General features: G+C 68.7%; 3 protein-coding genes. 1 reads left to right on the forward strand and 2 read right to left on the reverse strand.

All coding sequences use genetic code 11. The features are described 5' to 3' along the window. On the reverse strand, positions 1-1,492 hold a 1,492-nt coding region (locus K789_RS0109370), incomplete at its 3' end, for an NAD-dependent succinate-semialdehyde dehydrogenase (protein WP_024366533.1). Positions 1,493-1,683: 191 nt separating this feature from the next. Beyond that, positions 1,684-2,568, reverse strand: coding sequence for a 16S rRNA (cytidine(1402)-2'-O)-methyltransferase (gene rsmI, locus K789_RS0109375; protein ID WP_051180977.1), 885 nt, complete (start codon positions 2,566-2,568; stop codon positions 1,684-1,686). Between the two features lie 218 nt (positions 2,569-2,786). On the opposite strand from rsmI, the gene K789_RS0109380 reads away from it, so the two are divergent. Beyond that, positions 2,787-3,508 (forward strand): phospholipid carrier-dependent glycosyltransferase (locus tag K789_RS0109380; RefSeq protein WP_024366535.1); only part of this gene is annotated, 722 nt, incomplete at its 3' end.

Consider the following 3,508-nt stretch of genomic DNA (forward strand, 5'->3'; position numbering starts at 1 on the left):
CGTAGGGGTCGGCGATGCCGATGTACTGGGTGTAGAGGTATTCCTCGATGCCTTCGAGTCCCCCTTCACGGCCCAGGCCGGACTGCTTGACCCCGCCGAAGGGGGCGGCGGCGTTGGAGACGACGCCGGCATTCAGGCCCAGCATGCCGGTCTCGAGGCGTTCGCCCATCCGCAGGCCCCGGTTGAGGTCCTTCGTGAAGACGTAGGCGACCAGGCCGTACTCGGTGTTGTTCGCCAGCCGGACGGCCTCGTCCTCGCTGTCGAAGGTGATGATCGGGGCGACCGGGCCAAAGATTTCCTCGGACAGGATCCGGGTGCCCTCGGTGACGCCCTTGAGGATGGTGGGCTGGTAGAAGTAGCCCGGCCCCTCGACCGCGGCGCCGCCGATCACCGCGACAGCGCCGGCGGCCACGGCATCGGAGACCAGTTCGTGGACCTTGTCCCGGCTCTTCGCATCGATCAGCGGGCCCACCTTGGACTCCGCCTCGGTGCCGCGGGCCGTGGTCATCTCCGCCATCTTCGCGGCGAACTTCTCGGCGAACTCATCCGCGACGGACTCGTGCACAATGAACCGGTTCGCGGCCGTGCAGGCCTCGCCCATGTTGCGCAGCTTCGCGAGCATCGCCCCGGTGACCGCGGCGTCGAGGTCGGCATCCGCAAACACGACGAACGGGGCATTTCCGCCCAGTTCCATCGAGGTCCGCAGCACGTTTTCGGAGGCATCGGCGAGCAGCCGGCGGCCGACCTCGGTGGATCCCGTGAAGGAAAGCTTCCGGAGCCGGGAATCCTTGATCAGCGGACCCGTGGTCGCCCCGGCCGTGGAGGTCGGGATGACATTCAGGACCCCGGCCGGCAGCCCGGCTTCCATCATCACGGCCGCGAACAGTTGCGAGGTCAGCGGCGTCAGGTTCGCGGACTTCAGCACCATCGTGCAGCCCGCAGCGACGGCGGGCGCCACCTTGCGGGTCGCCATGGCCAGCGGGAAGTTCCACGGCGTGATCAGCAGGCACGGGCCCACCGGCTTTTTCGTCACCAGCAGCCGGGACTTCCCGTCCGGGGAGACGGAGTAACGGCCGAACGCGCGGACGGCTTCCTCGGAGAACCAGCGCAGGAACTCGGCACCGTACGTGACCTCGCCGCGGGCCTCGGCCAACGGCTTGCCCATCTCCAGCGTCATCAGCAGCGCGAAGTCCTCCGCCCGTGCGGTCACGAGCTCGAACGCCCGGCGCAGGATTTCCCCGCGCTCACGCGCCGGGACCTTCGCCCAGGACTCCTGCGCGGCAGCGGCCGCGTCCAGGGCCGCAGCCCCGTCCTCGGGGCCGGCGTCGGCAATGCTCAGCAGGACCTTGCCGGTCGAGGGATCCTCCACGTCGAAGGTCTTGCCGGAAGCGGCCGGGCGCCACTGGCCCCCGATCAGCAGGCCGGTGGGAACAGACGCCAGCAGGGCGCTCTCGCGCTCCGCGGTAACAATGGGCTGGGCAGTTACAGTCACGGTTGACTCCCTCGTCAGCGATTCGGGGTGGATAGGATCGGGTTCAGCGCCATTCGAAAGACCTTCTCGGCGCGCTGGATTTACTGCCACGGTACTGCCGTGCTCTCCGGAATGTCTACGCATGTCCGCACTACACCGGCCGGGGTTCGCTGTGCAGTTGCACAGGGGCCGTTCCGGCCTGGGCGGGCGAGCTACCGGGCAGCGAGCACGGCCGAATAGAGTTCGCGTTTACTGACCTTGGCGTCCTCCGCCACCGCCGCGACAGCTTCCTTGAGCCGGATTCCCTGCGCAATGAGCGCGTTCACGTCGGCCACGTGGTCCTCCGGCTTGCCCGGCTCCCGCTCCGGGGCGCCGCCCACAACGACGGCGATCTCGCCGCGCACCTCGTTGGACTCGGCCCACTCCAGCAGTTCGCGCAGGGTGCCCCTGATGACTTCCTCATAGGTCTTGGTCAGTTCCCGGCAGATGGCGGCACGGCGGTCCGCGCCGAACCGCTCACGCAGCGCTCGGAGCATTGGTTCCAGCCGGTGCGGGGCCTCGAAAAAGACCATGGTGCGCCGCTCGGCGTCGAGATCCGCGAGGCGGGAGGCACGTTCGCCGGCCTTGCGGGGCAGGAACCCCTCGAAGCAGAAACGGTCGGTCGGCAAGCCGGAAAGCGCGAGCGCGGTGAGCACCGAGGAAGGCCCGGGTGCTGCGGTGACCGTCAATCCGGCGGCCACGGCCCCTTCGACCAGACGGAAGCCGGGGTCCGAGACGGACGGCATCCCGGCGTCGGTCACCATCACAAGGGTCTTGCCGGAGCGCACCTGCTCCAGGAGTTCACCGGTCTTGGCGGCCTCGTTGTGCTCGTGGTAGCTGATGATCCGGCCGGCGACAGTGATCCCCAGGTTCTGGACCAGCCGGTGCAGCCGCCGGGTGTCCTCGGCGGCGACGATGTCCGCCGTCGTCAGCAGCTCGACCAGACGGTACGTGGCGTCCCCCACGTTGCCGATCGGGGTTGCCGCCAGCACGATCCGGCCGGGTCCGCTGCTTTGCTCAGCAGGAGCCGCCGTCGGCTCCGTCGCCTGCTCCGTCACCTGCTCCGTCCCTTGGATTACGCCGGGCCCGGGACCGGCGCCCTCTTCGACGTCGTCCGCAGGGACCAGATTGTCGACGGGAAGGTTCGGGGAAGTGCTGAGTTTTGGGTCCACACGACCAGCCTACTGCCGGCACAGGGCCCGGGTGGACTGGCCGGACCCACGAACCGGGGCGGCGCCGGGGCCGATGGCCCGGCCGCAAAAGGTAGCATGGGCTCGTGACGCAGACCCCCACGCGGACTGTCGACGCCGGTTCCCCCGGATCGGCGCCCCCAGCCCCCAGCACCGGACGCAACCTGGAGGGGCACCGCTGGGTTAGCCGCCCGGCGGAAGCGTTTACCGCCGAAGCCCTCAAAGACCGCCTGATCGGCGGCATCCGGAGCTGGCGGGACTACCCGCCCTCGCTCCGCCTGTGGTTCTGGCTCATTCCGGTCATCACCGCGGCCCTCGGCGGCGTCCTGCGCTTCGTCCGGCTGGATACGCCCCGCAACCTGGTCTTCGACGAGACCTACTACGTCAAGGACGGTTACTCCTTCCTGGTCAGCGGCTACGAACGGGCGTGGCCGGACAAAGCCAACGATTCCTTTATCGCCGGCAATCCCGGGGTGCTGCTGGACACCCCCGAATATGTCGTCCACCCGCCGGTCGGGAAGTGGATGATCGCCGCCGGCATGTGGCTCTTCGGCGCGGACAATCCCTTCGGCTGGCGCTTCGGGGCGGCCCTGACCGGTACGCTGTCCATTTTCCTGCTGGCCCTCATCGCCCAAAAACTCTTCCGCTCGCTGACCCTCGGGGCAGTGGCCGGGGTGCTGCTGGCGGTGGACGGACACCATCTGGTGATGTCCCGGACCTCCCTGCTGGATATCTTCCTGATGTTCTGGATCCTTGCCGCGTTCGGAGCCCTGTTGCTGGACCGCGACGACGGCCGCCGCCGGCTTGC

The organism is Arthrobacter sp. TB 26 (genome assembly GCF_000427315.1).
Taxonomy (GTDB): Bacteria; Actinomycetota; Actinomycetes; order Actinomycetales; family Micrococcaceae; genus Arthrobacter.